This window comes from Comamonas sp. B-9 (assembly GCF_000410635.1).
Taxonomy (GTDB): Bacteria; Pseudomonadota; Gammaproteobacteria; order Burkholderiales; family Burkholderiaceae_C; genus Comamonas.
Map to the genome: position 1 here is coordinate 284 of NZ_KE148611.1, position 289 is coordinate 572.

Here is a 289-nt window from a genome sequence, read left to right on the forward strand (position 1 = left end):
TTGCTGCATACAAATGGAGAACCGACGCTCACCCTGCTGTCGGTTCTTCGTGCGTGTCGGTCCTCCGTGAGTTTTGAATTTTTCTCAATGAAGTTTGAACTCGGAGCGCTCTGAGCGCACCCAGAGGGCGTGACGGGGCGACTTTCAGCATGTCGCAGCCCCTGAGGTTGCAGCGAGGCTGCTGTTGCGCTTGGTCAATTTGAAGGAAGGATGGCTGCTGTCGGTCAATAACAGTCCGTCTCGGCAGATGAAAACAGACGCTCCACTGTTGATTTCCACACAGAAGTGA